This window comes from Sphaerimonospora cavernae (genome assembly GCF_042435035.1).
GTDB classification, from domain to species: Bacteria; Actinomycetota; Actinomycetes; order Streptosporangiales; family Streptosporangiaceae; genus Sphaerimonospora; species Sphaerimonospora cavernae.
Genome location: NZ_JBHMQT010000003.1, coordinates 80,674 through 106,763 on the forward strand (window position 1 = coordinate 80,674; position 26,090 = coordinate 106,763).

A 26,090-nucleotide genomic window follows, 5' to 3' on the forward strand; every position below is an offset into this window, starting at 1 on the left:
GGGACGACGGCCCGGCCGGCGTGACCGGGCTCAGCGTCGTCGGCTCAACGTCGTCGGCTCAACGTCGTCGGCTCAGCGCCGTACGCCTTCGGCGAGCTCGCGGCCGAACTCGCGCACCGCGGCGAGGCCGGCCGCCTCGTCCGGCGCGTCAAGGAGGCGGCGGATGAAGGCGGAGCCCACGATCACGCCGTCGGCGTAGGCCGCGACCTCGGCCGCCTGGGCGCCGCTGCCGACGCCGAGACCGACGCAGACGGGCAGCGAGGTGTGCGAGCGGGTCCGCTTCACCAGACCTTCCGCGGCGGCGCCGACCGACTCTCTGGCACCGGTCACGCCCATCAGCGAGGCGGCGTAGACGAACCCGGTGCAGCAGTCGGCGACCCGGGCGATCCGCTCATCCGTCGAGCTGGGCGCGACCAGGAAGACCGTGTCGATCCCGGCCTCCTCGCTCGACTCGATCCACGGCCCGGCCTCCTCCGGCGTGAGGTCGGGGGTGATCGTGCCCACCCCGCCGGCCGAGGCCAGGTCGCGCGCGAAACGCTCGGCGCCGTAGCGGTCGACCGGGTTCCAGTACGTCATGACGAGGGTCGCCGCGCCCGTCCCGGCCACACCCTCGACCGTGCGCAGCACGTCCGCGATGCGGGTGCCGTTGGCCAGCGACCGGTGAACCGCGTCCTGGATGGTCGGGCCGTCCATCAGGGGATCGGAGTACGGCAGGCCGATCTCGATCACGTCGCAGCCCGCCTCGACCATCGCGGTCGCGGCGGCGATCGCGCCGTCCTTGGTGGGGAACCCGGCCGGCAGGTAGCCGACCAGTGCCGCCCGGTCCTCGGCCCGCGCCTTCTCGAACACCGCTTGGAGAGTCGTCATCGCAAACGCCTTTGTCGGTTCTGATCGCTCAGAGGTTGAAGTACTTCATCGCGGTGCCCATGTCCTTGTCGCCGCGGCCGGAGAGGTTGACCAGGATGGTCGCCTCCGGGCCGAGCTCGCGGCCGAGCCGCAGCGCGCCCGCGAGCGCGTGCGACGACTCCAGGGCGGGGATGATGCCCTCGGTGCGGGCGAGCAGCGCGAACGCCTCCATCGCCTCGTCGTCGGTCACGCCGTGGTAGGTGGCCCGTCCGGAGTCCTTCAGCCACGCGTGCTCGGGACCCACGCCGGGGTAGTCAAGCCCCGCCGAGATCGAGTGCGACTCGATCGTCTGGCCCTCGTCGTCCTGCAGGACGTACGTGCGCGAGCCGTGCAGCACGCCGATGCTGCCCGTGGTCAGGGTCAGGGCGTGCTCGTCGGTGTCCGCCCCGCGTCCGCCGGCCTCGTACCCGTGGAGTTGGACGCCCTCGTCCTCGACGAAGGCGTGGAAGATGCCGATGGCGTTGGAGCCGCCGCCCACCGCCGCGGCGACCGCGTCGGGCAGCCGGCCGGTGAGCTCCTGGATCTGGCGGCGCGCCTCGACGCCGATGATCCGGGCGAAGTCTCGGACGATCTCGGGGAACGGGTGCGGACCGGCGACCGTGCCGAACAGGTAGTGCGTGCGGTCGACGTTGGTGACCCAGTCGCGGAACGCCTCGTTGATGGCGTCCTTGAGGGTCTGGCTGCCGTTGGTGACCGGGACGACGGTGGCGCCCAGCAGCTTCATCCTGGCAACGTTGAGCGCCTGCCGCTCGCAGTCGACGGCGCCCATGTAGATGACGCACTCCAGGCCCATGAGGGCGGCGGCGGTGGCGGTGGCCACCCCGTGCTGGCCGGCGCCGGTCTCCGCGACCACCCGGGTCTTGCCGAGGCGCTTGGTGAGCAGCGCCTGGCCGAGCACATTGTTGATCTTGTGGGCGCCGGTGTGCGTCAGGTCCTCGCGCTTGAGCACGATCCGCGCGCCGCCGGCGTGCTCGGCGAACCGCGGGACCTCGGTCAGCGTGGTCGGCCGGCCGGCGTAGGTCCGCAGCAGATGGTCGAACTCGCCGATGAAGGCGGGGTCGTTCCTGGCCTTCTCGTACTCGGCGGCCACCTCGTCCAATGCCGGGATGAGCGCCTCCGGCACGAATCGGCCGCCGAAGACGCCGAACTTGCCGCGGGCGTCCGGATCATCACCGCGGGCCCCGCCCGCCGCCGAATCGGCGGAAGTTCGCCCCTCCGCCGGACTGGCGGACGTGCGCAGGGTGTCTTCCGTCGCGGTCACATGGCCTCCTTGCCTGTGCGTCTTCCGCCTGACGCGGCCGCTCCGCCCCGTGCCGTACGGCGGAGCGGCGCTGTCGTTACGCCTGCGTCTGGTGTCCCTTTTAGTGTCCGCTGTCCTGGCGGGAGGCCGGATGGGCGCCGGCGGTCACCAGGTCGTTGACCGCCGCCCTGGGGTCCCTGCCGGTGACCAGGCTCTCGCCGACGAGCACCGCGTCGGCCCCGGCGCGCGCGTAGGCCAGCAGGTCGTGCGGGCCACGCACCCCCGACTCGGCGATCTTGATGACGCCCTCCGGGATCTTGGGTGCGAGCTTGGCGAACACCTCGCGGTCCACCTCGAGCGTCTTGAGGTTCCGCGCGTTGACACCGATGATCTTCGCCCCGGCGTCGACCGCCCGGTCCAGTTCCTCCTCGGTGTGCACCTCCACCAGCGGGGCCAGGCCGATCGACTCGGCCCGCTCGATCAGCGAGACCAGTGCGGGCTGTTCGAGTGCCGCCACGATCAGCAGGGCGAGGTCCGCGCCGTGTACGCGGGCCTCCCAGAGCTGGTAGGAGGTGACGATGAAGTCTTTGCGCAGAATCGGCACGTCGACGACGGCACGCACGGCCGCGAGGTCGCTCAGCGTGCCCGCGAACCTGCGCCGTTCGGTCAGCACGCTGATGACGTGGGCGCCGCCCGCCTCGTAGTCGGCCGCCAGCGCCGCCGGGTCGGCGATCGCGGCCAGCGCGCCCTTCGACGGGCTCGATCGCTTCACCTCGGCGATCACCGAGACCCGGTCACCGCCGAGCGCGGCGTAGGCGTCCCGGGGCTGCGGGGCACGCGCCGCTCGCTCCTTGAGCTCGTCGAGCGGCACGATCTTCTGCCGGTCTTCGAGATCCTCCCGGACGCCCAGGATGATGTCCTCGAGAACGCTCACGGCGTAAGGGTCCCTCCGGTCGACTGCTCTGTCCTGCCCTGCGATGGTATCGGTCTGCGGCCCACCGCTCGGCCACCGGGTCGTTCCGGGGCCCTTCAAGAAGCCCCAAGGGGTCCTTGGATGGCTCTCAAGGGGCTCTCCGGTGGTCCTCAGGGGGCTCTCAGGGGGCTCTCAGGGGGCGAGGAAGCGCCCGAAGGGCAGGTTCCGCACGATCCAGAACACGATCACGGCGACGAGGAACGCCCACAGGTAAGCGGGATGCGCGAGGCTCGTCCGCGCCGGCCGTCCCTGCCATGATCGCAGCGTCCAGCGGGCCCACCAGAAAGCGAGGAACGGCGCCGTGGCGACGGCGAGCGGATTCAACCCGATCGCGGCGATCACGTCGGCGTGTCCCAGCGCGTGCATCGCGCGCAGCGTGCCGCAGCCCGGGCAGTAGAGCCCGGTGAGGAAAAGGAATGGACAGGTGGGATAGTGCCCGGGGTGGTTCGGATCCACGGATGCGACGTAGACGAACGCCGCCGCGGTGACCGCCGCCACGCCGAACGGCGCGAGCACGGACCGCACCCGGTCCATGCCGCGCCGCGCGTAGACGTTCGATGTCATCAGTCCAGCGAGGCGGAGGTGCTGAAGCTGATCGCGCCGAGTACGACCACGAAGATGATGTAGAGCACGAACAGCACGAGCGCGGTGAGCAGCGAGGCCAACCACCACTTCTTGGCCGACTCGGAGGCGGCCATGGCGCCCTGGTAGTCGCCGGCGGCCCACTTCGAGTTCACCTGGGTCGCGTAGACGATGGACACGACACCCAGCGGCAGGCAGCACAGGACCGTGGTGACGATCGCCATGACCAGGTGGTTGTTGGGCGGCGTCGGGCCGAAGGGACCGCCGGGCGGAGGCGGAGGGAAGGCACCGGGCGGAGGCGGGGGGTAGCCCGGGTTGTTGTCATATGCCATTGCTGAGCTCCTGTTCTAAGGGGGGTGATCGGGTGAAACCCGGGTCGGGGCTAGCCCGCGAAACCGCCTGAAGACTGGCCGCCGGGCGGCCGGACACCGAGGTCTCCGGTGCCGCTCGGCAGATATTCGTTACCCATGGCCGGCTCCTGTGCGATCATTGAGGACGGCCGGAAGTTTAGCGACACCAAGCCACAATCGTGAATAAAACCGCATTTTGTGGGCGATTTGTGACCTAAATGTTGAGACGGCTCAAAAGCCGGTCCCGCATAAACTTCCAGACGGTACTGCTGGGCTGCTTTTTTCGGTTATACGACATCACGGCCCGTCTGTAAGTCAAAAAGTCACAGAAAGTCAGAGGCTCACGAAGACGTGGGGTCGATGCCCTCGTCGAGGGCGTCCCACATCGCCCGCTCGCCGGTCTTCCCCCCGCCGCCCGCGGCGGTACGGCTCCCGCCTCCGGGACGGTCGTACCGACCGGACATTCCGGGCCAGCGCCCGCCTCTGAGCGCCGTCGCCACTCCCCCGGCCACCAGGATGAGCCCGCCCGCCGCCGCGACCGCCGGCCATGCCTGCCCCTCGGTGGCGTAGGAGCCGGTGGACACCAGGGCCGTCGTGATGTGCTCACGGGCCGCGTCGGCGATCGTCTGCTCCCGGGTCCCGTCCCAGGCGGCGGCGGCGATCGCGACACCGAAGAGGGCGATCGTCACGCCGATCACCCGCCGGGCGAGGCCGCGGGTCGCGAGCACGGCCACCGTGGCCGCGAGCGCCGCCGGCGCGGCGGGCGTGAGCCAGGCCACGAGATCGCCTCCGGTGAGGTCGACCCTGCCCGAACCGATCTGGCCGAGTTCCGAGCCGAACACGGCCGTGACCCAGGTGCGGCCGGCCGCCAGCAGCACGAGGCCGGCGCCCGCCGTACAGACGGCGAGCCAGATCACCAGTGAGCGCCGGGCCGTACGGGCCGCCGTGTCGGGACCCGTCACGTGCTCGGGTCCGGGCCGGGAGCGTTCACCGCGGGCATGGTCGACTCGAGCACATCGGCATCGAAGCATGTGCGGTCGCCGGTATGGCAGGCGGCCCCCACCTGATCGACCTTGAGCAGGATCGTGTCGCCGTCGCAGTCGAGCGCCACATGCCTGACCCACTGGACGTGCCCTGAGGTGTCGCCCTTCACCCAGTATTCGGCCCGGCTGCGCGACCAGTAGGTCGCCCGGCCCGTCGTGAGCGTACGGTGCAGCGCCTCGTCGTCCATCCAGGCGAGCATGAGCACCTCGCCGGTGTCGTGCTGCTGGACGATGGCGGGCACCAGCCCGTCGGGCGTGCGCTTGAGCCGTTCGGCGATCTTCGGGTCGAGGGCCATGGGCCAATTCTGCCGCAGTCGGCCGACCGTCCCGCCACGCCGGGGGACAGCGCGTACGGGGATCAGGAGCCGATGGCGGAGGACCAGGAGGCGTGGAGGTCGGCGTAGACGCCGTCCTGCTCGACCAGCTCGGCATGCGGGCCGCGTTGAACGATCCGGCCGTGCTGGAACACCAGGACCTCGTCGGCTGCCTCTGCGGTGGACAGCCGGTGCGCGATCGACACGGCGGTCCGGCCCCGGGTGACGCCGTCGAGCGCCCGCGCGAGCCGTACCTCTGTGGCGGGGTCCACGGCCGAGGTCGCCTCGTCGAGCAGCAGCAGGTCGGGATCGGCGAGATAGGCGCGGGCGAGCGCGACGAGCTGCCGCTCCCCCGCCGACAGCGACTCGCCGCGCTGCCCCACCGGGGTGTCCAGACCGGCCGGGAGGCCGTCGAGCCAGTCGGCCAGGCCGAGTTCGGTCAGGGCGAGCCTGATCTCCTCGTCCGACGCCGACGGCCGGCCGAACCGGATGTTTTCGGCCAGCGACGCGTCGAACAGGAAGCCGTCCTGCGGCACCATGACGATCCGCTCCCGCAGTGAGGAGAACCTGACCTCGCGCAGGTCGACGCCGTCGACGAGGATGCGGCCCGACGCGGGGTCCATGAGCCGGGTGAGCAGTTTGGCGAACGTCGTCTTGCCTGAGCCGGTCTCCCCGACGACCGCCATCCGCGTACCCGGCGTGAGCTCCACCGAGACGTCGTGCAGCACGGGCGGTCCGCCGGGATAGGCGAAACCGACGCGCTCGAAGGCGACCGAGATCGGGCCGCGCGGCAGCGTCACGCCGTCGGCGGGGTCGGCCACGTCGGCCGGCGTGTCGAGCACGCCCAGGACCCGCCGCCATCCCGCGATCGCGTTCTGCGCCTCGTTCAGCACCTCGGTCGCGGTCTGCAGCGGGCTGATGAACAGCGTGATCAGGAACAGGAACGCGATGAGCCGCCCCTGTGTGATCGAACCGGCCACGCCCAGGTGGACGCCGAGGATGATCACCGCGGCGATGGCGACGGCCGCGACCAGTTCCGTGGTCGGGAACGTGAACCCGATGATCATCTGAGCCCGGGTCTGCGCCTTGCGCTGGCCGTTCACCGCCCTGTCGATCCGCTCGGCCGTACGATCCTCCGAACCGTACGCCCGGATGACGGCGCTGCCGACGACCGACTCGCTCACGGCGGCCAGGACGTCGCCGGCCCGCTCACGCACCTTCGTGTACGCCCGGGAGACCATGCGCTGGAACCTGGGCAGTGCGAACATCACCGGCAGGAAGCACGCCCAGACCAGCAGCGTGAGCTGCCAGGAGTAGACGGCCATCAGCACGGTCGCGACGACGAGCTGCCCGAGCGCGATGATGACTGTCAGGCCGCCCCACTGCATGAACGTGCTGATCTGGTCGACGTCACCGGTCACCCGCGACACCAGGGCCCCGCGCCGCTCGGTGTTCTGCGTCAGCACGGAAAGGTCGTGCACGTGGCGGAAACCCTTGCCGCGCAGCGTGGCCAGCCCCGACTCGGTGGATCGGTAGAGCCTGACGTTCATCAGGTAGCCGCACAGCGCGGTCAGCAGTACGGCCAGCGCGCACAGGAGGACGGCGTTCCTGATGAACGGCACGTCGGGCGTTCCGCCGCGCAGCCCCCGGTCGATCACCTGCTGGACCGCGACCGGCACGATGATCTTCCCGAGCGTGGCCAGCACGGCCAGCGCCAGGGTCCCGGCCAGCCCGCGCCGGAGCTCGGGCGACAGGCGCAGGCCATGGCGGATGGTCTCCACCGCGGTCCGTTCGGCCGCACGCAGGGTCTCCCCTCCGGTCTCATCCACGGCGGTCACGCCACGACCTCCTCGTCAGTGTCGACGGCCTCGTCGACGGCCTCAGCGACGGCCTCGTCGACGGCCTCAGCGACGGCTTCGTCGAGCGCGGACCGTTCGGCCTCCTCGCGCTGGTAGGCGGTCACCAGCGCGCGGTAGCCCTCGCATCGTGCCAGCAGTTCATCGTGCGGCCCGTGATCGGCCACCGTGCCGTGTTCCAGGTAGGCGACCTCGTCGGCCAGCGCGATCGTCGCCATCCGGTACGCGACCACGACCACGGTCGACTCGGCCGACTCCTCCCGCAGGCCGTGCAGGATCCGCTTCTCGACCTGAGGGTCCACGCTGGAGGTGGCGTCGTCGAGGATGAGCAGCCGCGGCTCCCGTACGAGCGCCCGGGCCAGCGCGAGACGCTGCCGCTGGCCGCCGGAGAGCGTCGCGCCGCGCTCGCCGACACGGGTGTCCAGCCCGGACGGCAACGCGCTGACGAACCCCTCGGCCTGGGCCAGCCGCAGCGCCGCCCAGATCTTCTCGTCCGGCACGTCGAGGCCCAGCGTGATGTTGCCGCGCACGGTGTCGTCGAAGAGGAACGTCTGCTGGGGGACCAGCGCCACCGCGCCGCTCACCCCGCCCTTGGCCACCTCGCGCAGGTCGGTCCCGTCGATCCGCATCGCGCCGTGGTCGGGGTCGATCAGGCGGGCCAGGAGCTGGGTGAGCGTGGACTTGCCCGAACCGGTCTGCCCGACGACGGCTGTCGTCCGCCCCGGCTCGATCCGGAAGGACACGCCCTTCAGCACGGGCGAGGCGGGGTCGTAGCCGTACCGCACGTTCTCGGCCGTCACCCGTGCGGGACCGGCGCCGTCGAGCGCGGCGGTGCCGTACGTCATGGAACCGGTGGCGTCGAGCACCTCGCGCACCCGGCTCCAGCCGACGACGCTACGCGGCAGCTCGGCCAGCACCCAGCCGAGCGCGCGGATCGGCCAGGCGAGCAGCGTGAAGAGGTAGGCCACCTGGACCAGGTCGCCGGTGGCCACGCTGCCGGCCTCCAGGCGGGCCGCGCCGACGAGCAGCACGGCGAGCACGCCGAGCGTGGGCAGCGCCTCCAGCAGCGGGTCGAACAGTCCACGCACCCGCCCGACGGCGATGTTCGCGTCGCGCAACTCGTCGGCCCGCGCCTGGAAGCGCGTGGTCTCGGCGTCCTCCCGGCCGAGCGTCTTGACCACCAGCGCCCCGTCGAAGCTCTCGTGCGCGACCTCGCTCACCTCGGCCCTGAGCTGCTGGGCCCGCATCGCCAGCGGGGACAGCCTGCGCTGGTAGACCAGGTTGAGCAGGGCGACCGCAGGGAAGATCAGGAATCCGACGAGCGCGAGGACGGGGTCGACGAACACAATCGCCACGGCGGCCGTCACGAGCATCACGATCACTCCGACGGCCATGGGCAGCGGCGCCAGCGGGCCCCAGGCCGCCTCCACGTCGGAGTTGGCGTTGGACAGGAGCTGACCGGTGGGATGCCTGTGGTGCCAGGCGAGCGGCAGCCGCAGGTACTGCCGGGTCACCTCACGCCTGGAACGCGCCTGCATGCGGTACTGCATGATCCCGGCGAGGATGCGCCGTCCCATGACTCCGGCCGCCTTGAACACGGCCACGCCGACGATGAACAGTGCGGCGAGAAGCAGCGCTCCCGTGGCCGCCCCTCCGCCGTCGCCGCCGTCACCGCCGTCCCCGCCGAACGCGGGCAGCACGGCGTGGTCGGTCGCCCAGCCCAGCGCCCAGGAGGAGGCCACGGTCATCGCACCGTACAGCGCGCTGGCGAGAACCGCGCCGGTGAACACGCCCGGCTCCGCCCTGACGGCCACCCAGATCACCCGAAGGCCCTGGAGCATGACAGAGCGGGCCGGCGCTCTCGGCTCCTCGGACTCTGTGGACTCTGCGGTCACGCGGCGTGCTTCCTCTCGATCGGGGGAAAGACCCGGGCGCTCACGCGCCCACGGAGGGGACGTTACACACGCGGGGACGGTGTGCGGATCGGCCCTCAGCCGGACAGGCGCCCAGCCCTTGGTCCTAGTCACTCCCAATCGCGGCGATCAATCGGTTATTCCGGCGGAGAGTTAGGCTGACCGCGTGACGCATGCCCGACGGGAGCGCGCCGCGCTCTGCGAACTGCTGGACCGGCTCGGCCCCGGCGCCCCTACGTTGTGCGAGGGCTGGACCACCGAGGACCTCGCCGCCCATCTCGCGCTCCGCGAGCGCCGTCTCGACGCCGCTCCGGGCATCGCGATCCCGCTTCTGTCCGGTTACACCCGGTCCGTACAGGAACGGCTCGCGTCCCGGCACCCCTACTCCGAGCTCGTCGATCTCGTACGGCAGGGGCCTCCGGTGTGGTCCCCGTACAGGTTGCCCGGCCTCGACGAGCTGATCGGCACGGTGGAGCTGTTCATCCACCACGAGGACGTCCGCCGCGCCCAGCCCGGATGGGCGCCACGCACGCTCCCGGCGGACCTGCAGGACCTGCTGTGGAAGCGGCTGCGCTCCGGCGCCCGTCTGCTGCTGCGCCGCTCCCCCGTCGGCGTCGTGCTCCACCGGACGAGTGATGGCCGGACCAACGGGGAGAAGACGGCGGGCAGGCGGGCCGAGCCCGCCGTGGTCGTCAGCGGGGAGCCGGCCGAGCTCACGCTGTTCGCCTTCGGGCGCGGCGAGCATGCCGAGGTCTCCTACTCGGGCGACGCCGCCGCGGTGGACCGCCTGCGGCGGACCCGTTTCAGTATGTGACGACTCACCCGACACGCGCGCACGGGTAGGCGAAACAGCTACATCGCCTCGGCTCCATGGGGCAGCATGTGGTCAACGCATCATGGTTGGAGCCCCGGATGAACACCAAGAAAGTGCTGACCTACCTGGCCGTCGCCTTTGTGATCTTCTATCTGTTCACCCAGCCGGCCAATGCCGCCGCGGCAGTGAAGGGCGTGTTCGGCGGCATCACCACGGGAGCCGAGCGCCTCGGGGCGTTCTTCACCTCCCTCGTTGCGAAATGAGGGGCGGTAGAGCCTCATGTCCTCGCGGCTAGTTATGATCATTTCAGTCGCCGGGTACAAACAGCCGGGAAACTGACTGCAGGAGGCTCCCCAATGCAAGTCAAGAAGGTTTTAACGTACGCGGCCATCGCGTTCGTGGTCTTCTACCTCTACAACCAGCCCCACGCGGCCGCGGCGGCCGTGAAGGGCGTCTTCGAGACCGTCAACACCGGAGCGTCGCGATTGGCGACGTTCTTCACCTCGGTGCTGGGATGATGTCGGCCGGCCCGCCGTCCTGATCAGGGCGACCGCGGTGCTCGGCGAGTTCGTAATCGATGAAGGCGCCGATCATCGCCCGCCATATCGCCTCCGCGACATCGGGGGAAAGTCCGCCGCGGGCGGCCCGCTCACGCGCGGCCGCCACCACGCGCTCGACCCGGTCGGGTGCGCGGACGGCCCGCTCGTCCCGCTTGAAGGCCGCCGCCGCCCGGACCAGCAGCTGACGGTCCGCCAGCAGGGTGGTCAGCCGCGCGTCGATCTCGTCGATCCGGCTGCGGACCTCTTCGAGCGAGGCCGGTTGCGCCAGGGGTTCGGACATTCGAGAGTCTCCTGAGATGGCGATTCGGTGATCATCTCAGACTCTATGAGATGTCAGCAGGTTCCGCGTCCGGCTCCGTCATCCCTCCATCCCCGCCCACCCCACCACCCCGTGATCTTGCGAATTCTCGCAACGCGGCCTCGTGACGTGCGCAGATCCATCCCGTGATCTTGCAGTTTCTCGCAGATGAGCTACCTGAGCTGCGTTTATGCGTTTCGTGATCTTGCACTCACGACTGCAAGATCACGAACGGCGTTTTCGCAGCTCAGCGGATATGCCTGCGAGAAACTGCAAGATCACCGAACGAGAAATACCTGCTCATGGCACCCATGTGCGAGTATTCGCAAGATCACGGCAAGGGGTGTGCGGAGGGGTCAGCGGACGGGGTGGCCGGCGGACCGCAGCGCGTCCTTGACCTCTTGGATCTTGAGCTGGCCGAAGTGGAACACCGATGCCGCCAGCACGGCGTCGGCGCCGGCCTCGATCGCGGGCGGGAAGTCCGCCAGGCTGCCGGCGCCGCCGGAGGCGATCACCGGCACGGAGACGGCGGCGCGGACGGCCCGGATCATCTCCAGGTCGTATCCCGACTTCGTGCCGTCGCCGTCCATCGAGTTGAGCAGGATCTCCCCCACTCCGAGCTCCTCGGCCCGCGCCGCCCACTCGACCGCGTCGATGCCCGTGCCCCGGCGGCCTCCGTGGGTCGTCACCTCGAACCCCGACGGGGTGGGCGGCCCGTCGACGACCCTGCGGGCGTCCACGGACAGCACGATGCACTGGGCCCCGAACCGGCGGGACGCCTCGGTCAGCAGCTCGGGCCGGACGATGGCGGCCGTGTTGATCCCGACCTTGTCGGCCCCGGCGCGCAGCAGCCGGTCCACGTCCTCGACCGTGCGCACGCCCCCGCCGACCGTCAGCGGGATGAAGACCTGCTCGGCGGTACGGCGGACCGCCTCCAGCATGGTCTCCCGTTCCCCGGACGAAGCGGTGATGTCCAGGAACGTCAGCTCGTCGGCCCCCTCGGCGTCGTAGCGCCGGGCGAGTTCGACCGGGTCACCGGCGTCGCGGAGGTTCTCGAAGTTGACCCCTTTGACGACCCGGCCTCCGTCGACGTCGAGACAGGGAATGACCCGAACGGCGACCGTCATCGCGTTTCCTCTCCTCGATCGACCCGATATGCCTCGACCTCCACCTCGACCAGCATCCGGGGGTCGACCAGCCCGGCGACCTGCACGCTCGTGCAGGCGGGCCGTACGGCGCCGAACACCTGGCCGTGCGCCCGCCCGACCTCGTCGAAGTCGGCGGCGTTCACCACGAACATCCGGGTGCGGACGACGTCGTCGATCGAGACGCCCGCCTTCTCGACCGCGTCGAGCGCGATGGAGATGGCGGTGAGGGTCTGGTTGAAGGCGTCGCCCACGTGCTGGACCTCGCCTCCGACGGTGGCCGTGCAGCCCGACACCATCACGTACGGCCCGGCGACGACGGCGCGGGCGTAGCCGTACCGGTCCTCCCAGGGGCCTCCCGAGAAGATGCGGCCGTGCGCATCGGTTTCACCGCTCATCGGGCGCTCACCGCCGCCAGCGCCTCTTCCATCGTGAACGCCTGGGCGTACAGCGCCTTGCCGACGATCGCGCCCTCGATGCCCTCCGGTACGAGCGTCGCGAGCGCGCGCAGGTCGTCCAGCGACGACACGCCGCCACTCGCGATCACCGGCCGCTCGGTCCTGGCGCAGACCTGCCGGAGCAGGTCGATGTTCGGGCCGCGAAGCGTACCGTCCTTGGTGACGTCGGTGACCACGTAGCGCGGGCAGCCCTCGGACTCCAGCCGGTCGAGCACCTCCCACAGGTCGCCGCCCTCCTGCGTCCAGCCGCGGGCGGCCAGGGTGGTCCCCCGGACGTCCAGCCCCACCGCGACGCGGTCGCCGTACTCCGCGATGATCTTGGCGCACCAGGCCGGATCCTCCAGCGCGGCGGTGCCGATGTTGACCCGGCGGCAGCCGGTGGCCAGCGCGGCGGCCAGCGACTCGTCGTCGCGGATGCCGCCGGACAGCTCGACGTCCACGTCCAGCCGCCCGACCACCGAGGCGAGCAGCTCACGGTTGCCGCCCCGGCCGAACGCCGCGTCCAGGTCGACCAGATGGATCCACTCCGCGCCGGCCTCCTGCCAGGCGAGCGCGGCGACCAGCGGATCCCCGTACGAGGTCTCCGTCCCCGCCTCCCCCTGCACCAGGCGGACGGCCTGGCCGTCCGCGACGTCCACGGCTGGGAGCAATACGAGCGACATTGGAACACGACCTCCGGTCAGAGACGAGCGGACCCTACGATTAGGACGGGCTCCGCCAGGTACAGGTTCACAGCACGGGTTCAGGAAACAGGGGTCACAGCTTGCCGAGCCAGTTGGACAGAAGTACGGCTCCCGCGTCGCCGGACTTCTCCGGGTGGAACTGGGTCGCCGTGAGCGGCCCGTTCTCGACGGCGGCCACGAACGGCCCCCCGTGCTCGGTCCAGGCGACGAGGGGCTCGGCGAAGCCGGGGCCCGCCTCCAGGCGCCACTCCCGCACCCCATAGGAGTGCACGAAGTAGAACCGGGTACCGGCGTCCAGGCCGCGGAACAGCGTGCATCCGGCGGGAGCCGCCACCGTGTTCCAGCCCATGTGGGGGAGCACGGGGGCGTCGAGCCGCTCGACGACCCCGGGCCACTCGCCGCAGCCGGGAGTGTGGACGCCGTGCTCGACGCCCTTCTCGAACAGGATCTGCATGCCGACGCAGATGCCGAGCACGGGACGTCCGCCGGCCAGGCGACGCCCGATGATCTGCTCGCCGCGCACCCGCCGCAGCCCCTCCATGCACGCGGAGAACGCGCCGACGCCGGGGACCACGAGGCCGTCGGCGTCGAGCGCCGCGTCGAAGTCGGCGGTCACCGTCACGTCGGCGCCCGCCCGCGCCAGCGCCCGCTCGGCCGAGCGGAGGTTGCCCGAGCCGTAGTCGAGCACGACCACGCGCTTTCTCACTCCCACCACATCACCCCCGCGGTGATCGCCAGCACGGCTCCCACACCGGACAGCACCGCCAGCGGCTTGATTCCCTGCCGCAGCCCGGAGATGACCCCGCCGACCAGGAAGAGGCCGACGAAGATCATTCCGACCGAGGCGAAGGTCATCAGAGCACGCCCTTGGTGCTGGGGACGCCGCTCGCCCGCGGATCCCGCTCCGAGGCCTCGCGCAGGGCCCGCGCCAGGGCCTTGAACTGCGCCTCCACGATGTGGTGGGCGTTGCGCCCGTACGGCACGTGCACGTGCAGGCAGACGGCCGCCTGGGCCGTGAACGACTCCAGGATGTGCCGCGTCATCGTCGTGTCGTAGTCCGGCCCGATCATTGGGGCCATGCCCTCGGGCTCGGTGTGCACCAGGTACGGCCGGCCGGACAGGTCCACGGTGACCTGGGCGAGCGCCTCGTCCAGCGGGCAGGACGCGGTGCCGAACCGCCGGATGCCCGACTTGTCGCCCAGGGCCTCGCGGAACGCGGCGCCCAGCGCGAGGGCGGTGTCCTCGATCGTGTGGTGTGAGTCGATGTGGAGGTCACCCTCGGTCTTCACGGTCAGGTCGAACAGCCCGTGCTTGCCGATCTGGGCCAGCATGTGGTCGAAGAACCCCACGCCGGTGGAGACGTCGACGATGCCGGTGCCGTCGAGCCCCACCTCGACCAGCACGGACGTCTCCTTGGTGCTGCGCTCGACCCGGCCCCGACGCTCGACACTCATTTGATGACCCCTTCCAGGGCGGCGCGGAAGGCCGCCATCTCCTCCGGTGTGCCGATCGACACCCTGAGCCAGCCCTGCGGGCCGGTCTCCCTGATCAGCACCCCGCGTTCCAGCAGCGCCTCCCAGACGGCGTGCCGGTCGGGGAACCGCCCGAACAGCACGAAGTTCGCGTCCGAGTCGGCGACGGTCAGGCCGAGCCCGCGCAGCCAGTCCACCGTGGCGTCGCGCTCGGCGCGCAGCGCGTCGACCGTGCCGAGCAGTTCGGCGCGGTGCGCGAGCGCGACCCGCGCGGCCGCCTGCGTCAGGGTCGACAGATGGTACGGCAGGCGGACCAGCAACAGCCCTTCGATGACGGCCGGGTCGGCGGCCAGGTAGCCCAGGCGGGTCCCGGCCATGGCGAACGCCTTCGACATGGTCCGCGTGACGATCAGCCGGGGATGGTCCGCCAGCAGGGCGAGCGCCGACGGCGTGCCCTCCCTGGCGAACTCCGCGTAGGCCTCGTCGACCACCACCATGCCGGGGGCCGCCCGCAGGACATGCTCGATCACGTCGAGCGGCAGCGCCGTACCGGTCGGGTTGTTCGGGGAGGTCAGGAAGACCACGTCGGGGCGGTGGCGATGGATGTCGGCGACGGCGGCCTCGGGGTCGATCGCGAAGCCCTCGTCGCGGGCGGCCTCGATCCAGCGGGTGCCGGTGGCGCCCGCGATGATCGGATGCATGGAGTAGGACGGCTCGAAGCCGATGGCCGACCGCCCAGGGCCGCCGAACGCCTGCAGGATCTGCTGGATGATCTCGTTCGATCCGTTGGCGGCCCACACCTGCCGGGCCGTCAGGCCGTGGCCGAGGTAGTCGGCGAGGTCCTTGCGCAGCTCGACCGCGTCCCGGTCGGGATAGCGGTTGAGCGTGGCGGCGCCGAGCCGTACGGCCCGGGCGAGATCGTCGATCAGCGCCGCCGACGGCGGGTAGGGGTTCTCGTTGGTGTTGAGCTGGACGGGCACGTCGAGCTGCGGCGCGCCGTACGGCTGCTTGCCGCGCAGGTCGTCGCGGAGCGGCAGATCGTCAAGGGTCATGAGGGGATGTTCCAGTCGAACCGGGCGCGGATGGCGGCGCCGTGTGCGGGCAGGTCCTCGGCGTCGGCGAGCGCGCAGACGTACGGCGCGGCCTCGGCGAGCGCTTCGCGGGTGTAGTCGACGACGTGGATGCCGCGCAGGAACGTCTGCACCGACAACCCCGAGGAGTGGCAGGCGCAGCCGCCGGTCGGCAGCACGTGGTTGGACCCGGCCATGTAGTCCCCCAGGGAGACCGGGGCGTACGGCCCGACGAAGATCGCCCCGGCGTTGCGCACCCGGGCGGCGACCGCGGCGGCGTCGGCGGTCTGGATCTCCAGGTGCTCGGCGGCGTAGGCGTCGACGACCTCCAGCCCGTCCTCGATGTCCGACACCAGCACGATGCCGGACTGCCGGCCGGCGAGCGCCTGCGTGATCCGCTCGGAGTGGCGGGTCGCGGCCACCTGGCCGGGCAGTTCCTTCTCCATCGCGTCGGCCAGCGCGGTGCTGGTGGTGACCAGCACGGAGGCGGCGATCACGTCGTGCTCGGCCTGGCTGATCAGGTCGGCCGCCACGTGCACGGGGTCGGCGGTCTCGTCGGCGAGGATCGCGATCTCGGTGGGCCCGGCCTCGGAGTCGATGCCGATACGACCCTTGAGTAGCCGCTTGGCCGCGGCCACCCAGATGTTGCCCGGCCCGGTCACCATGTCGGCGCGCGGGCACTCCTCGGTGCCGTACGCGAACATCGCCACGGCCTGCGCGCCGCCCACGGCGTACACCTCGTCGACCCCGAGCAGCGCGCACGCGGCGAGGATCGCGGGGTGCGGCAGGCCGCCGAAGTCCGCCTGGGCCGGGGAGGTGACGGCGAGCGAAGGCACCCCCGCCTCCTGGGCGGGGACCACGTTCATGACCACGCTGGAGGGGTAGACGGCCCGGCCGCCCGGCACGTACAGCCCGACCCGGCCGACCGGCACCCACCGCTCGGTGACGGTGCCGCCGGGCACGACGTTCGTGGTGGTGTCGGTGCGGCGCTGGTCGCGGTGGACCAGGCGGGCCCGCCTGATCGACTCCTCCAGCGCGGCGCGCACCTTCGGGTCCAGGGCGGTCAGTGCCCGGTCGAGCTCGGCGGCGGGCACGCGGGCGCGCTCCAGCTCGACGCCGTCGAATTTCGCGGTCAGCTCCCGTACGGCTGCCGCACCGCGATGGCGCACCTCCTCGCAGATGGGCCGCACCTTCTCCAGGGCGGCCTCGACGTCGAGCTCGGCGCGGGGCAGCACGGCGCGCAGGTCCCCGGGAAGGGAGCCGCGCAGGTCGATACGGGAAATCACCGTAACAGTCTACGGAGAACCGGCAGCCACTCCTTCTTCCCGTCCACCATGCGGGCACCGGGTCTCGCCCACCGGATGACTCGTACTTGGCTGATCGGGGTCCGTTGAGACAGGACCTATCCCGTGCCGCCGCCACCGGAGCGGTGGTGCCCAAGCTGGAGGGGATAGAGAGGTCTGCTCCGCAGGGACTTCCCGAACGGGTTGTCGACGTCTTCGATCCATGATGCCCGCGAGATTCTGCTGATGTTCACTTCACGACCGAGGATGCCCTCGGCTATTCGTGCCGCGCCGTAAAGCTCGTCGTCGTCCGCGGTGCCGACGATGAGGACGTCGACGTCCCGCGGTGGAGGCCCGGCTTGGTTCGCGTAGCGGGCCGCCCAAGAACCATAGATGTACGCCTCGTCGATGCCCGAGAGCGGTTGGAGGAGGGGCGGCAGGACCGCGGCAGGCCCGAAGGTCACCGCCAACAGATCCGTGAGCGGTTTCGCGACGATCGTGTCGTTGTTGGCGCGGATAAGACGGAGGTTGCCAAGCCGTCTTTCGACCGTCAGCCCAGCACCGGTGAACCGGTCTACCTCACGGCTCACTGTCGACTGCGACGTCCCCGTTCGCGCGGCAAGATCGGTGGTTGAGTACTCGCTCTCCGGATGGAGATAGAGCCAAGCGAGCAACTCGCCCACCGCTCTGGAGCGAAGCAGGGGTAGCAGCATGGGTGACGGCTCCCGCATAGATGAATAGTACTATGCAACTATAGCATAGTCATCACTGTGGGTGACGAATAAAACACAGTTTTACTATCGTTGCGCGACCTCGACCGTCTACGGAGAACCGGCAGCCCGTTCTTCTTCCCGTCCACCACGGGGGCACCCGGTCTCGCCCACCGGATGGCCGGCGCTTGGCACGACAGCCGCGCCGCACATGGCCTCAGGTGAGGATGACTCTTCAGGGGTCAACGTGTGAGCCGTGCTCGCGCCTCCCCGACCCAGCGCAGGACGCCCGGGGCATCGCTCGCCTCCGCGAGCGACTCCGCCTCCCGCAGCAGCTCCGGCACCTCGTCGGCACGGCCGTCGGCGACGGCGATATGGGCCAGCCCGATCAGATTCATTGCGACACCGGCCGAGAAGCCGAGCTCTCGGCGCAGCTGTACCGACTCCTCCAGCCGCTCACGTGCCGTGTCCAGCCGACCGGCGACGTGCTCGGCGATGCCCAGGTGCCGGATCGCGTACGACATGGTCAGCTTGTCGCCGGCCTGCGTGGCGAGCTCGTACGACCGCACAAAGGCGGGAACCGCCGTTTCGTTGTCGTGCCGTACGACTTGGTGGAAGGTGCCGATCCAGAACAGTGCCTCGGCTTCGCCGCGCACGTCCCCGAGCCTCTGATAGAGCTCGGCGGCACGCTGGAACAGCGCCGACTCGCGGGGGTCCTCGGTTCTCTCGTGGAGGAACCGCGCATGGACGATCCGGCCGCGGGCCAGCGCGAGATCGGCCTCGATCGCGTCCAGTTCCCGATCGGCCGCCGCGGTCGCGTCGACATCACCACCGAAAACGGCCTGTTCATAGAGCTCCCTGGCCCGTTCGAGCCGTTCCTCCGCTCCCACCCTGCCCCCGTCCGTCAAAGCCGTCCGTACAGTCCGCCGCCTACGCGCTCGCATCCTGCACCTTGTCCTGTACCCGAGCAGTGTGGTGACATGAGATCGTTACCTCATAAAACGGACTATTAGCCAGATAAAGGTTGATAACGCCAATTCTCCACCCATGACATCCGATATCGGTCTGTGCATAATGTGGCTAATCAACCCGACATAACCCGAACGACGGGACATCTCTTGCGCATCCCCCCTCGGCCGGAGGGTGAGTGGGTCTTCAATCCACCTCCTGGGTGGCCAACGCCTCCGGACGGCTGGGTCCCCAACGACTCGTGGGCGGGCCCCGAGTCGCACTGGCCGCCCGTCCCTCCCTACTGGAGTTGGTGGATCAAGGCCTCATCGGAGCCGGGCCCGAAAGCGACCCCTTCCGCGCCCGCATGGAGTCCGCCTCAGGCGTATGGACCGCCGCCCCAAGCCCCTTCCGCATGGAACAGCCCAGCGTTCCCCCAGGGCCCGGGTGGGGGCTTTCCGCCGGATCCGGCCCAGGCCCGCAACTCCGCCATGTGGGCGCATCTGGGGGCGCTGCTCCTGAACATCGGCGGGCTCGTCACCTGCGGCATCTCATCGCTGCTGCTCTGGCTTCCGCCCCTGGTCATCTACAACTCCGAACGCGGCCGCGACCCGTTCGTACGACAGCACGCGAAAGAGGCGCTGAACTTCGCGCTGACCGAACTGGTCGTGTCGCTCCTCCTGCTCGTGCCGATGATGGTGGTCGGAGTGCTCGTCCTGCTCGTCGCGCTTCCCATCTTCATCGTGGCGATCATTTTCCGGGCCATGGCCGCGACGGCCGCCAACAGGGGTGACTGGTACAGGTATCCGATTTCCATCCCCTTCATCAGATAAGGGCAGCTTCGATGAAAATCCCCCCGTCCCCGGGTCCGGGCTGGAAGTTCAATTCCCCACCGGGATGGCCGCCCACACCGGAGGGCTGGGAGCCGAACGAAGGCTGGGCCGGCCCCGACCCGTCCTGGCCTGCTCCTCCGTCGTACTGGTCCTGGTGGGTGCGGCCCGGCGCCGCCGCAGCGGCCCCGAGCCCCGCACCAACTCACACGACTCAGCAGCATGTGCCGTACCAGTCGGGCGCCGTCTCCTACGGCCGTGACCCGGCCTCCTATGCCCGCAGCGTGACATGGAAGCCGAGCACATCGGCCATCCCGAGCGGCCTGCGGTTCCATCTCCTCGCCCGCACTCCGCTCAACAGTCCCTCCCGCACGATCGGCGCACTCGTCGCCGGCCTCGTGGGCGGCACCGTGGTGGGGTTGATCGGAGCTGCCCTGGCAGGGGCTGTCGCCGTCATCGCCGGTTATGGCGAGACGCACGTGCAGCGGACGGTGTCCGACTCCCAATGGGAACTGATCTCTTCATCCGTCGCGCTGTCCCTCGTCCTCGCGTATCTCTTGGTCGTTCCACGGCTTGTGCAGGGCCGGCCTCTCGGCAGCCTCATCTCCGTCGAGGGAAAGCCGCGGGCCGATTTGCTGATCTCGTGCCTCGGCCTCGCCGTCATAGTAGAGATCGTCAGCTACGGCTTCGCTTTCGCTCTGGGCCGGTTGGACGGCTCGACGGTGCGACCCCTCTACTACTGGGTCGACGGCCTTTCCATGGCCAGCCTGTATCCGATCATCATCATCATGATCCTGCTCGTGCCCGCCGCGGCCTGGTGGCCGTGCGTGATGGGGTTCATCCTGCAGGCTCCGGGCATCCGAACCGCCACCCCCTGGGCTGGGATCGCGGCCGCCACCGTGGCTTCCGTTCTGATACAGGGGGCGGTCACGCCCGGCTTCGCCGCCGTCGATCTGCTGTCGGTCACGATCTTCGCCCTCATGGGCGCGTGGCTGGCTGTGCGAACCGGGGGCCTGGAAGCCGCTTACGCCATGAACCTGGCCTCCATCAGTATGAACACGCTGAAGCAGATCGGGGTGGCGCAACTCCATGTGGCGCCGATTCCGCCCGAAGGCCTCTACCTGGTCGGGCAGCTCATCGGACCCGTACTGTTCGTCACCGGCGTCATGTTCCTCGCCAAGATCCTCCGCATCCGGGTGCTCTCCCCCTGATCCCTGACGGCGTACGGCATAGTCCTCGGCCTGGTCCCGGTCGGGGGGTCCCACCAAACAGACGCTGTCGTATCCGAGTCTCCCCGCCCCAGCGTCAAACGATGGGAAGAGGATTTCTCCCGCTGGTCTGACCTTTTCAGCCTGAAGTTCGCTGGTACCATATATGTCATGAGTATGATGCGCACTACCGTCTATCTGTCCGCTGACGCGAAGCATCGCCTGTCTCAGGCGGCTCGCCGTCGCCACCGTAGTGAGGCAGAGTTGATCCGAGAAGCAATCGACCGCCTGCTCGCAGACGAGCCCGCCAGGCCCACGGCCACCTTGCCCGTCTTCGACGCCCTGGACGCCTCACTGCCTGATCGCGTGGAGGAGGAACTCGCCGCGGGGTTCGGTGCCGACGGCTTCTCATGGAGCGATCTAGAGGACAGCGATGCCACGTCTGATCGCTGACACCTCCGGACTACTCGCCGGAATGGCCGCCAAGCATCCCGCACATCACAAGGTGCGCAGCGCACTGGCTGAAGCCGACGAGCCACCCGTCGTCTCTCCCCTGGTCCTGGCCGAGGTCGACTACATGCTGGCCAGCCGCCTGGGGGCCGCCGGCTCACTCCAAGCGATCGACGCCCTCACCAACGGTGGCTTCGAAATCCCCACCATCGGTGAAGAAGATCTACTCGCAGCCCGGCCCCTGCTGGCCAAGTACGCCGACCTCAACATCGGCCTCACCGACGCGATCAACGTCATCCTCGCGGACCGCTATCGAACCGATTCCATCCTCACCCTCGACCATCGTCACTTTCGGGTTATTCGCCCGCTGCACGGCCAGATTCCCAGCTTCCGGCTCATTCCAGCGGACCTCGCGTAGGGACTGCTTTCGCGGGAACTTCGGGACTTCACTCACCTCCTCCATCGGCACCTCGTCATCCCTGCTTCGGACGTCACTACCTTCGACGATTTGGCCGACCGCTGGTTCGGAGTCCAGGAGAGCCTGAGCTAGGGCGTACTACGTGATCAAACAACTCATGCTCAGCCTTTGGGAAAGGTGTCGAGGACGTCGATCCGGATCTCAGTCGGTTCTGGAGATCGAGGCGACGAAGGCGCCGGTGAGGTCGACGAGGGTGGCGGGAGCCGTCTCGATCTGCAGGCCACGCCGTCCGGCCGAGAAGTAGATGGTCTCGAAGCCGAGCGCCGACTCGTCGACGACCGTGGGCAGCTGCTTGCGCTGGCCGAGCGGGCTGATGCCACCGACGACGTAGCCGGTGACCCGCTCCACCTTGCCGGCCTCGGCCATCGTCGCGCGCTTGCCGTGCAGGGCGGAGGCGAACGCCTTCAGGTCCAGCTTGCCCGCCACCGGGACGACCGCGACGGCCATCCCGCGCTCGGTCTCGGCCACGAGAGTCTTGAAGATTCGCTCGTACGGCAGGCCGAGTGCGTCGGCGGCCTCCTCGCCGTACGCCTGCGCGTTCGGATCGTGCTCATAGGGGTGGAGGGTGAAGTCGGCCCCCGCCTTGGTCAGCGCCACCGTCGCCGGAGTGCCCTGGCCACCCTTGCTCTTGTTGTTCTTGCCCACGTTTCGAAGCGTAGGGCACCGCTGCCCCGCGTTCCGGATTCCCCATTCAAGGAGTAGATTTTTCCGGTCACCTTTCGGTACGGTTGAGGTCCCGGTCGAGAGGCGCTGCAACGGGTTGACGCCCGCCACGCTCGGCCGGGCGACGTTTCGTCAAGGGCGCCTCCCGAGAACCGGGAGGCGACCGGTGAACACACGTTCCAAGCACGACGACCGAGCCGACATCCGTACGCGGGCCCTGCGGGAGCTGCTGGATCGGCGGATCGCGGTGCTCGACGGGGCCTGGGGGACGATGCTCCAAGGCGCCGGGCTCACCCCGGCCGACTACCGCGGGGAGCTGCTCGGAGACCACCCGCGTGACGTCACCGGCGACCCCGACCTGTTGAACCTGACGCGGCCGGACCTCATCCTCGACGTCCACCGGCGATATCTGGCGGCGGGCGCGGACATCACCACGACGAACACGTTCACCGCGACCAGCATCGGGCAGGCCGATTACGGGCTGCAGTCGCTGGTGCGGGAGATGAACCTCCGGGGCGCCCAGCTGGCGCGGCAGGCGGCGGACGAGGCCGGCGGGCGGTTCGTCGCCGGGTCGGTCGGGCCGCTCAACGTCACGCTCTCGCTCTCCCCCCGTGTGGAGGACCCCGCCTACCGGGCGGTGACCTTCGACCAGGTCCGTGAGACGTACGCGGAGCAGATCCAGGCGCTGGCCGAGGGCGGCGTCGACCTGCTGCTGATTGAGACGATCTTCGACACGCTCAACGCCAAGGCCGCGATCGCGGCGGCGCGCGACGTCGCTCCGCAGCTGCCGCTGTGGATCTCGGTGACGATCGTCGACCTGAGCGGGCGCACGTTGTCGGGGCAGACCGTCGAGGCGTTCTGGCGTTCGATCGAGCACGCCGATCCGCTGGTCGTCGGGGTCAACTGCTCGCTTGGCGCCGAGGAGATGCGCCCGCACGTCGCGGAGCTGTCCCGGCTGGCCGGCACCTACACGGCCTGCCACCCCAACGCCGGCCTGCCGAACGCGTTCGGCGGGTACGACCAGACGCCGAACGAGACGGCCGGGCTGCTCGGCGAGTTCGCCGCGGCGGGGATGGTCAACCTCGTCGGCGGCTGCTGCGGCACGACCCCCGAGCACATCGAGCGGATCGCGGCCGCGGTGTCCGGCCTGCCGCCGCGTCAGGTCCCCGCCCCGTCGGCCACCACCCGCTTCAGCGGCCTGGAGCCGTTCGAGATCGGCGCGGACACCGGGTTCGTGATGATCGGGGAGCGCACCAACGTCACCGGGTCGAAGCGTTTTCGCCGCCTGATCGAGGCAGACGACTATCAGGCCGCCGTCGAGGTCGCACTGGACCAGGTGCGCGGCGGGGCCAACGTGCTCGACGTCAACATGGACGCCGACCTGCTCGACAGCGAGCAGGCGATGACCACGTTCCTGAACCTGATCGCCACCGAGCCCGAGGCCGCCCGCATCCCGATCATGATCGACAGCTCGCGGTGGAGCGTGCTGGAGGCCGGGCTCAAGTGCGTGCAGGGCAAGGGCATCGTCAACTCGATCAGCCTCAAGGAGGGTGAGGGCCCGTTCCTGGAGCAGGCGCGGGTGATCCGGGACTACGGCGCCGGCGTGGTGGTCATGGCCTTCGACGAGCGCGGCCAGGCCGACACCGTCGAACGCAAGGTGGAGATCTGCGGCCGCGCCTACGACCTGCTCACGCGGGAGGCGCACTTCCCCGCCGAGGACATCGTGTTCGACCCGAACGTGCTCGCGGTCGCCACCGGCATCGCCGAGCACAACGGCTACGCCAAGGCGTTCATCGACGCCCTGCCGCTCATCAAGGAGCGCTGCCCCGGGGCGCGGACCAGCGGCGGCATCTCCAACCTGTCGTTCTCCTTCCGGGGCAACGAGACCGTGCGGGAGGCGATGCACTCCGCGTTCCTCCTCCACGCCGTGCGGGCCGGCCTGGACATGGGCATCGTCAACGCCGGGCAGCTCGCCGTCTACCAGGACATCCCCGCCGACCTGCTGGAACTCGTCGAGGACGTGCTCTTCGACCGGCGGTCCGACGCCACCGACCGGCTCGTCACGTTCGCCGAGACGGTGAGCGGGACCGCGTCCCGCCGTACGGTCGACCTGGCCTGGCGGGACGCGCCCGTGGAGAAGCGACTGGCGCACGCGCTCGTGCACGGCATCGTCGACTTCATCGAGGCCGACACGGAGGAGGCCCGGCAGCGGGCGGCCCGCCCTCTCGACGTGATCGAGGGCTCGCTCATGGACGGCATGAAGATCGTGGGCGATCTGTTCGGCTCCGGGAAGATGTTCCTGCCGCAGGTGGTCAAGAGCGCCCGGGTGATGAAGCGCTCGGTCGCCTATCTGGAGCCGTACATGGAGGCCGAGAAAGAGCAGGCCCAGCTCAAGCTCGGCGTCAGCGCCGACAGCGGCAGCGGCAGCGGCAGCGGCAGCGGAAAGATCGTGCTCGCCACCGTCAAGGGCGACGTGCACGACATCGGCAAGAACATCGTGGGCGTCGTCCTCGGCTGCAACAACTACGAGGTCGTCGACCTCGGCGTCATGGTCCCGGCGAGCGTCATCCTCGACACCGCGGTCGCCGAGGGCGCCGACGCCGTCGGCCTGTCGGGGCTGATCACCCCATCGCTGGACGAGATGGTCACCGTCGCCGAGGAGATGCGCCGCCGCGGGCTGAAACTGCCGCTGCTGATCGGCGGCGCCACGACCTCACGCCAGCACACCGCCGTCCGGATCGCCCCTGCCTACGACGGCCCGACGGTCCACGTGCTCGACGCCTCCCGCGTGGTCGGCGTCGTGTCGGACCTGCTCGACCCGGAACGCGCCGAAGAACTGGTCACGCGCAACCTGGCCGAGCAGGAGCGGCTGCGTGAGCAGCACGAGAACCGGCGGCACCAGCCCATGCTGAGCCTCGCCCAGGCCCGCGCCAACCCCGAGCGGGTCGAGTTCGAGAACCTGCCCGTGCCGGACTCCACCGGTGTCCGCATCGTCCAGCCCGACGTCGCGGAGCTGCGCGCGATGATCGACTGGCAGTTCCTGTTCCTCGCCTGGGAGCTGAAGGGCAAGTTCCCCGCCATTCTCGACCAGCCGGTGGCCCGCGAACTCTACGACGATGCCAACGCCCTGCTCGACCAGATCATCGCGGGCGGCCGGCTGCGGGCGCACGGCGCGTACGGCTTCTGGCCCGCCTGCTCGGACGGTGACGACATCGTGATCGAGACCGGCGCGGGCGATGCCGTACGCCTGCCGATGCTGCGGCAGCAGACCGTCAAGCCGGAGGGACGGCCCAACCGGTGCCTCGCGGACTACCTGGCGCCGGCCGGGGACCACCTCGGCGGGTTCGCCGTCGCCATTCACGGCGCCGACGAGTTCGCCGCCGAGTTCGAGGCCGAGCACGACGACTATCGGGCGATCATGGTGAAGGCGCTGGCCGACCGGCTGGCCGAGGCGTTCGCCGAGCACGTTCATCTGCAGGCGCGGCGGGCCTGGTTCGAGCCCGACGCCGACCCGCTCATCGAGGACCTGCACGCCGAGCGTTACCGCGGCATCCGCCCGGCGCTCGGCTACCCCGCCTGTCCCGACCACAGCGAGAAGCGGATCCTGTTCGACCTGCTCGACGCCGAGCGGGTCGGCATGGGCCTGACCGAGTCCGGCGCGATGACCCCGGGATCCGCCGTCAGCGGACTGATCTTCGCTCACCCGTCGTCGCGCTACTTCACGGTGGGACGGATCAACCGGGACCAGGCCGAGGACTACGCCGTACGGCGCGGCCTCCCCCTGGCCGAGATCGAACACTGGCTGCGCCCCAACCTCGCCTACGCCCCGGAGTAGCCGTCGGC

General features: G+C 69.9%; 29 protein-coding genes and 1 riboswitch. Of the genes, 8 read left to right on the forward strand and 21 right to left on the reverse strand.

Annotated features, from left to right (window positions below; translation table 11 throughout):
* Positions 1 to 72: 72 nt before the first annotated feature.
* The 9 genes from trpA to ACFHYQ_RS00870 all read right to left on the reverse strand — a co-directional run bounded on the left by trpA (position 73) and on the right by ACFHYQ_RS00870 (position 9,105).
* Positions 73 to 867: a tryptophan synthase subunit alpha gene (gene trpA, locus ACFHYQ_RS00830; RefSeq protein WP_394299098.1), complete on the reverse strand. Its 795-nt coding sequence runs from the start codon at positions 865 to 867 to the stop codon at positions 73 to 75.
* Between the two features lie 28 nt (positions 868 to 895).
* Positions 896 to 2,167, reverse strand: a complete 1,272-nt coding sequence (gene trpB / locus ACFHYQ_RS00835) for a tryptophan synthase subunit beta (RefSeq protein ID WP_394299099.1) — start codon at positions 2,165 to 2,167, stop codon at positions 896 to 898.
* Positions 2,168 to 2,267: 100 nt separating this feature from the next.
* Positions 2,268 to 3,080, reverse strand: a complete 813-nt coding sequence (gene trpC, locus ACFHYQ_RS00840; protein ID WP_394299100.1) for an indole-3-glycerol phosphate synthase TrpC — start codon at positions 3,078 to 3,080, stop codon at positions 2,268 to 2,270.
* Positions 3,081 to 3,251: 171 nt separating this feature from the next.
* Entirely contained in the window at positions 3,252 to 3,683 is a 432-nt protein-coding gene (locus ACFHYQ_RS00845; RefSeq protein WP_394299101.1) for a DUF2752 domain-containing protein, read from the reverse strand.
* Positions 3,683 to 4,033 carry a CD225/dispanin family protein gene (locus tag ACFHYQ_RS00850; protein ID WP_204010539.1) on the reverse strand — a complete coding sequence of 117 codons (351 nt, stop codon included), beginning with the start codon at positions 4,031 to 4,033 and terminating at the stop codon, positions 3,683 to 3,685. The genes ACFHYQ_RS00845 and ACFHYQ_RS00850 overlap by 1 nt, the downstream gene beginning before the upstream one ends.
* 359 nt (positions 4,034 to 4,392) lie before the next feature.
* The gene (locus ACFHYQ_RS00855; RefSeq protein ID WP_394299102.1) at positions 4,393 to 5,013 is read right to left on the reverse strand and encodes a TIGR02234 family membrane protein; all 621 of its coding nucleotides are present in this window, start codon (positions 5,011 to 5,013) and stop codon (positions 4,393 to 4,395) included.
* Positions 5,010 to 5,390 carry a phosphoribosyl-AMP cyclohydrolase gene (hisI, locus tag ACFHYQ_RS00860; protein ID WP_394299103.1) on the reverse strand — a complete coding sequence of 127 codons (381 nt, stop codon included), beginning with the start codon at positions 5,388 to 5,390 and terminating at the stop codon, positions 5,010 to 5,012. The genes ACFHYQ_RS00855 and hisI overlap by 4 nt, the downstream gene beginning before the upstream one ends.
* 62 nt (positions 5,391 to 5,452) lie before the next feature.
* A complete protein-coding gene (locus ACFHYQ_RS00865; protein ID WP_394299104.1) occupies positions 5,453 to 7,246 on the reverse strand; it encodes an ABC transporter ATP-binding protein in 1,794 nt (597 codons plus the stop codon).
* A complete protein-coding gene (locus tag ACFHYQ_RS00870) occupies positions 7,243 to 9,105 on the reverse strand; it encodes an ABC transporter ATP-binding protein (protein WP_394299624.1) in 1,863 nt (620 codons plus the stop codon). Before ACFHYQ_RS00870 ends, ACFHYQ_RS00865 begins: the two co-directional genes overlap by 4 nt.
* Before the next feature lie 238 nt (positions 9,106 to 9,343).
* On the opposite strand from ACFHYQ_RS00870, the gene ACFHYQ_RS00875 reads away from it, so the two are divergent.
* From ACFHYQ_RS00875 to ACFHYQ_RS00885, 3 genes are all read left to right on the forward strand, one after another.
* Positions 9,344 to 9,991: a TIGR03085 family metal-binding protein gene (locus tag ACFHYQ_RS00875; RefSeq protein ID WP_394299105.1), complete on the forward strand. Its 648-nt coding sequence runs from the start codon at positions 9,344 to 9,346 to the stop codon at positions 9,989 to 9,991.
* A 98-nt stretch (positions 9,992 to 10,089) separates the two neighbouring features.
* Entirely contained in the window at positions 10,090 to 10,254 is a 165-nt protein-coding gene (locus tag ACFHYQ_RS00880) for a hypothetical protein (RefSeq protein ID WP_204010526.1), read from the forward strand.
* A 93-nt stretch (positions 10,255 to 10,347) separates the two neighbouring features.
* Positions 10,348 to 10,509, forward strand: a complete 162-nt coding sequence (locus ACFHYQ_RS00885) for a hypothetical protein (protein ID WP_162842226.1) — start codon at positions 10,348 to 10,350, stop codon at positions 10,507 to 10,509.
* Here the strand turns inward: ACFHYQ_RS00885 and ACFHYQ_RS00890 are convergent.
* The 11 genes from ACFHYQ_RS00890 to ACFHYQ_RS00940 all read right to left on the reverse strand — a co-directional run bounded on the left by ACFHYQ_RS00890 (position 10,490) and on the right by ACFHYQ_RS00940 (position 18,560).
* A complete protein-coding gene (locus tag ACFHYQ_RS00890) occupies positions 10,490 to 10,831 on the reverse strand; it encodes a chorismate mutase (RefSeq protein WP_394299106.1) in 342 nt (113 codons plus the stop codon). The genes ACFHYQ_RS00885 and ACFHYQ_RS00890 overlap by 20 nt on opposite strands.
* 374 nt (positions 10,832 to 11,205) lie before the next feature.
* Complete coding sequence (hisF, locus tag ACFHYQ_RS00895; protein WP_394299107.1) at positions 11,206 to 11,976, reverse strand: imidazole glycerol phosphate synthase subunit HisF; 771 nt, start codon at positions 11,974 to 11,976, stop codon at positions 11,206 to 11,208.
* Entirely contained in the window at positions 11,973 to 12,392 is a 420-nt protein-coding gene (locus ACFHYQ_RS00900; protein ID WP_394299108.1) for a RidA family protein, read from the reverse strand. Before ACFHYQ_RS00900 ends, hisF begins: the two co-directional genes overlap by 4 nt.
* Positions 12,389 to 13,114 (reverse strand): bifunctional 1-(5-phosphoribosyl)-5-((5-phosphoribosylamino)methylideneamino)imidazole-4-carboxamide isomerase/phosphoribosylanthranilate isomerase PriA, encoded by a 726-nt coding sequence (gene priA, locus ACFHYQ_RS00905; RefSeq protein ID WP_394299109.1) that lies wholly within the window; start codon positions 13,112 to 13,114, stop codon positions 12,389 to 12,391. The genes ACFHYQ_RS00900 and priA overlap by 4 nt, the downstream gene beginning before the upstream one ends.
* A gap of 94 nt (positions 13,115 to 13,208) precedes the next feature.
* On the reverse strand, positions 13,209 to 13,841 hold the full coding sequence (hisH, locus tag ACFHYQ_RS00910; protein ID WP_394299110.1) for an imidazole glycerol phosphate synthase subunit HisH: 633 nt from the start codon (positions 13,839 to 13,841) through the stop codon (positions 13,209 to 13,211).
* Positions 13,838 to 13,990 (reverse strand): CG2302 family histidine operon protein, encoded by a 153-nt coding sequence (locus tag ACFHYQ_RS00915; protein WP_204010514.1) that lies wholly within the window; start codon positions 13,988 to 13,990, stop codon positions 13,838 to 13,840. The genes hisH and ACFHYQ_RS00915 overlap by 4 nt, the downstream gene beginning before the upstream one ends.
* A complete protein-coding gene (gene hisB, locus ACFHYQ_RS00920) occupies positions 13,990 to 14,589 on the reverse strand; it encodes an imidazoleglycerol-phosphate dehydratase HisB (protein ID WP_394299111.1) in 600 nt (199 codons plus the stop codon). Before hisB ends, ACFHYQ_RS00915 begins: the two co-directional genes overlap by 1 nt.
* Positions 14,586 to 15,659: a histidinol-phosphate transaminase gene (locus ACFHYQ_RS00925; protein WP_394299112.1), complete on the reverse strand. Its 1,074-nt coding sequence runs from the start codon at positions 15,657 to 15,659 to the stop codon at positions 14,586 to 14,588. The genes hisB and ACFHYQ_RS00925 overlap by 4 nt, the downstream gene beginning before the upstream one ends.
* Positions 15,656 to 16,963 (reverse strand): histidinol dehydrogenase, encoded by a 1,308-nt coding sequence (gene hisD / locus ACFHYQ_RS00930; RefSeq protein WP_394299113.1) that lies wholly within the window; start codon positions 16,961 to 16,963, stop codon positions 15,656 to 15,658. The genes ACFHYQ_RS00925 and hisD overlap by 4 nt, the downstream gene beginning before the upstream one ends.
* Positions 16,964 to 17,079: 116 nt before the next feature.
* Positions 17,080 to 17,643 carry a hypothetical protein gene (locus tag ACFHYQ_RS00935; RefSeq protein ID WP_394299114.1) on the reverse strand — a complete coding sequence of 188 codons (564 nt, stop codon included), beginning with the start codon at positions 17,641 to 17,643 and terminating at the stop codon, positions 17,080 to 17,082.
* Between the two features lie 269 nt (positions 17,644 to 17,912).
* Positions 17,913 to 18,560, reverse strand: a complete 648-nt coding sequence (locus ACFHYQ_RS00940; RefSeq protein WP_394299115.1) for a hypothetical protein — start codon at positions 18,558 to 18,560, stop codon at positions 17,913 to 17,915.
* 186 nt (positions 18,561 to 18,746) lie between these two features.
* Here ACFHYQ_RS00940 and ACFHYQ_RS29405 point away from each other — a divergent pair, with 186 nt between their 5' ends.
* The 4 genes from ACFHYQ_RS29405 to ACFHYQ_RS00960 all read left to right on the forward strand — a co-directional run bounded on the left by ACFHYQ_RS29405 (position 18,747) and on the right by ACFHYQ_RS00960 (position 21,524).
* Positions 18,747 to 19,451, forward strand: a complete 705-nt coding sequence (locus ACFHYQ_RS29405) for a DUF4870 domain-containing protein (RefSeq protein WP_512701458.1) — start codon at positions 18,747 to 18,749, stop codon at positions 19,449 to 19,451.
* Positions 19,452 to 19,462: 11 nt separating this feature from the next.
* Entirely contained in the window at positions 19,463 to 20,659 is a 1,197-nt protein-coding gene (locus tag ACFHYQ_RS00950) for a hypothetical protein (RefSeq protein ID WP_394299117.1), read from the forward strand.
* A gap of 177 nt (positions 20,660 to 20,836) precedes the next feature.
* Positions 20,837 to 21,109: a ribbon-helix-helix domain-containing protein gene (locus ACFHYQ_RS00955; protein ID WP_394299625.1), complete on the forward strand. Its 273-nt coding sequence runs from the start codon at positions 20,837 to 20,839 to the stop codon at positions 21,107 to 21,109.
* Between the two features lie 22 nt (positions 21,110 to 21,131).
* Positions 21,132 to 21,524, forward strand: coding sequence for a PIN domain-containing protein (locus ACFHYQ_RS00960; protein WP_394299118.1), 393 nt, complete (start codon positions 21,132 to 21,134; stop codon positions 21,522 to 21,524).
* Positions 21,525 to 21,725: 201 nt separating this feature from the next.
* Here the strand turns inward: ACFHYQ_RS00960 and ybaK are convergent, their stop codons facing one another.
* Complete coding sequence (gene ybaK / locus ACFHYQ_RS00965) at positions 21,726 to 22,229, reverse strand: Cys-tRNA(Pro) deacylase (RefSeq protein WP_394299119.1); 504 nt, start codon at positions 22,227 to 22,229, stop codon at positions 21,726 to 21,728.
* A 91-nt stretch (positions 22,230 to 22,320) separates the two neighbouring features.
* Positions 22,321 to 22,398: riboswitch (S-adenosyl-L-homocysteine riboswitch) on the forward strand.
* Between the two features lie 15 nt (positions 22,399 to 22,413).
* On the opposite strand from ybaK, the gene metH reads away from it, so the two are divergent.
* The gene (gene metH, locus ACFHYQ_RS00970; RefSeq protein WP_394299120.1) at positions 22,414 to 26,082 is read left to right on the forward strand and encodes a methionine synthase; all 3,669 of its coding nucleotides are present in this window, start codon (positions 22,414 to 22,416) and stop codon (positions 26,080 to 26,082) included.
* Positions 26,083 to 26,090: the final 8 nt, after the last annotated feature.

Coding starts and splice junctions, on each gene's coding strand:
- ACFHYQ_RS00870 (WP_394299624.1), bottom strand. CDS start 9,105: ATGCTCCAGGGCCTTCGGGTGATCTGGGTGGCCGTCAGGGCGGAGCCG.
- ACFHYQ_RS00960 (WP_394299118.1), top strand. CDS start 21,132: ATGGCCGCCAAGCATCCCGCACATCACAAGGTGCGCAGCGCACTGGCT.
- ACFHYQ_RS00955 (WP_394299625.1), top strand. CDS start 20,837: ATGCGCACTACCGTCTATCTGTCCGCTGACGCGAAGCATCGCCTGTCT.
- ACFHYQ_RS00950 (WP_394299117.1), top strand. CDS start 19,463: ATGAAAATCCCCCCGTCCCCGGGTCCGGGCTGGAAGTTCAATTCCCCA.
- ACFHYQ_RS00885 (WP_162842226.1), top strand. CDS start 10,348: ATGCAAGTCAAGAAGGTTTTAACGTACGCGGCCATCGCGTTCGTGGTC.
- ACFHYQ_RS00880 (WP_204010526.1), top strand. CDS start 10,090: ATGAACACCAAGAAAGTGCTGACCTACCTGGCCGTCGCCTTTGTGATC.
- trpA (WP_394299098.1), bottom strand. CDS start 867: ATGACGACTCTCCAAGCGGTGTTCGAGAAGGCGCGGGCCGAGGACCGG.
- ACFHYQ_RS00915 (WP_204010514.1), bottom strand. CDS start 13,990: ATGACCTTCGCCTCGGTCGGAATGATCTTCGTCGGCCTCTTCCTGGTC.
- hisF (WP_394299107.1), bottom strand. CDS start 11,976: ATGACGGTCGCCGTTCGGGTCATTCCCTGTCTCGACGTCGACGGAGGC.
- ACFHYQ_RS00925 (WP_394299112.1), bottom strand. CDS start 15,659: ATGACCCTTGACGATCTGCCGCTCCGCGACGACCTGCGCGGCAAGCAG.
- hisB (WP_394299111.1), bottom strand. CDS start 14,589: ATGAGTGTCGAGCGTCGGGGCCGGGTCGAGCGCAGCACCAAGGAGACG.
- ACFHYQ_RS00900 (WP_394299108.1), bottom strand. CDS start 12,392: ATGAGCGGTGAAACCGATGCGCACGGCCGCATCTTCTCGGGAGGCCCC.
- hisI (WP_394299103.1), bottom strand. CDS start 5,390: ATGGCCCTCGACCCGAAGATCGCCGAACGGCTCAAGCGCACGCCCGAC.
- ACFHYQ_RS00850 (WP_204010539.1), bottom strand. CDS start 4,033: ATGGCATATGACAACAACCCGGGCTACCCCCCGCCTCCGCCCGGTGCC.
- ACFHYQ_RS00845 (WP_394299101.1), bottom strand. CDS start 3,683: ATGACATCGAACGTCTACGCGCGGCGCGGCATGGACCGGGTGCGGTCC.
- ACFHYQ_RS00890 (WP_394299106.1), bottom strand. CDS start 10,831: ATGTCCGAACCCCTGGCGCAACCGGCCTCGCTCGAAGAGGTCCGCAGC.
- priA (WP_394299109.1), bottom strand. CDS start 13,114: ATGTCGCTCGTATTGCTCCCAGCCGTGGACGTCGCGGACGGCCAGGCC.